2 protein-coding genes and 1 pseudogene are annotated in these 1857 nt (G+C 33.5%); all 3 read right to left on the reverse strand.

The window, feature by feature from the left end; all coding sequences use genetic code 11:
* Positions 1-158: 158 nt before the first annotated feature.
* A complete protein-coding gene (locus BLW31_RS23640) occupies positions 159-1235 on the reverse strand; it encodes a BF3164 family lipoprotein (RefSeq protein WP_022301000.1) in 1077 nt (358 codons plus the stop codon).
* Positions 1198-1431 (reverse strand): NVEALA domain-containing protein, encoded by a 234-nt coding sequence (locus BLW31_RS23645; RefSeq protein ID WP_010538284.1) that lies wholly within the window; start codon positions 1429-1431, stop codon positions 1198-1200. Before BLW31_RS23645 ends, BLW31_RS23640 begins: the two co-directional genes overlap by 38 nt.
* A gap of 125 nt (positions 1432-1556) precedes the next feature.
* Positions 1557-1857: pseudogene (locus BLW31_RS24275) on the reverse strand (hypothetical protein); the annotation flags it as partial.

The following is a 1857-nucleotide window of genomic DNA, read 5'->3' on the forward strand; positions in this document are numbered from 1 at the left end:
TATTTAACCAATTTATTACTATATTTGAAAACAGGATTCAAGTATAAAACCCGAATCCTGAAGTTTTCTATTTACACAAAATGGTGGACAGTGCCTATTTTAGCTAATAGCTGTCAAGAATAAACTCTACCTACCACAACCAATGAAATATATCCTCCTCATTTGAAATGATACTTAATAATAGGTTGGTCACTATTTACATCTGTTGCAATGATCATTTTAGTTGTTTCATTTACTGAAATACCACACACATAATGATCAAGTACATATTTACATCGTGGTTCACCATCCAAATCAAAGACATATATATACTTTCCTCCATCGGGCAAACGGCCACTTTGTTGAGCAATATCTTTGAATGAAGTACCGTGAAACACTGTATAAATAGCGCTATCCGTAACTTGCACATCACTAAATCCCATAATTCCTGTCGGTATCCCATAGCCATCAGCTACTTTAAATTCTGGTTCTCCATTTTCACCAATGCGAACAACATACGTACTATCTTTTAGATTATATACTTCAAGCACTTCACCTAATTGCGTTACCATTGCTAACACATTATTATGCGAATTGTAATCAAGAAAGCTTCGCCATGCTTGCGCTAAAGCTGGACGGGCATTTTGTAATGCTTTCTTTTTTACTGATGGAATAGTACCAATCTTGCTCATAGAGATTCCATTACGGTTTACCCAACATAAACGACTATCACCTGAATAATCTGGAATAATAAAGGAAGTATCATTATATATAGCAAAATCAAGCGGTCTTAAAATATCTTCACCCAATGTTACCACTTCGTCACGGAGTAGTAAATCATCGGATGAAGAAAAACCTAACCTTATTAATTCTCTTTTATTAGCGTCTAATGTCCATATATTATGATTGTAAAAACGAATATTTTCTATTGACAGCATTTCTGCAGGTGAATCGCCACGCCTTCCAAAAGAAGATAAATATCGAAAACTAGGATATTGAAACAGATGCGCATAATAATCAATACCGTGCAAATCCATCACAATGACCTTATCTCCTTCTACACGTACGCGAAATGGATAGCGAAAAAAAATAGAATCCAACTCTATAATCTCTCCTTTTAACTCTTTTTCTTGTGGAAATTGAGAATAAAAGAACACATTATCTGGATATTCCACCTGCTTCGTACCACAAGAAATAAGGAGCAAAAGAGGCAAAAGCCTAATATAACCCCTCAAGACTATATCCTCCAAAAACATATTCAACCTTCCTATGAGATTTAGGACAATCCACCGAACCTTTTCCAAAACACTGAGTAATAGCAACATGCTCATCATCAGCTAAAGCTTCTATATTATAGAGAAGCAAAGCACTTTGCACATTTTTATCAGAACCTAAATGTTGAACAAGCAAAATCGCTACTATACAAAACAAAAAAACAACCAATTTTTTCATACTATTTATATACTAAATGATTAATTAAAAGTGCAAAAATAGTACTGAGACAAAAAATAAGCAAAAAATAGATATGACCATTTCGGACCTAACCATATTTTCTTTATAAACAATCAAACAAGAATTCAAATTATCTCCATTTCATCGACATTTTTATTATTTGCCTGTTCAAAAAGGTTTTCCCCAAAAATTAGTTGATATGCACTATTTTTCCTCTGTATGTTTATAGAAAGATCATTTTCTTTAAATAATGCACGTAAACGATCTACCGCTTTATGCATTCGTAAAGTATTACCTGATCCGTCAGGCCATAGTTTATCCATTATTACACTGTAAGCAATCAGTAAACCCCGTATCCTAGACCATAATAGTTCTTCATACCTTTGCGTGTGAATTATAAAACGTAAAAGATATGAAGGTAAGCAA

This window comes from Bacteroides faecis MAJ27, from assembly GCF_900106755.1.
In the GTDB taxonomy this organism is placed as follows: domain Bacteria; phylum Bacteroidota; class Bacteroidia; order Bacteroidales; family Bacteroidaceae; genus Bacteroides; species Bacteroides faecis.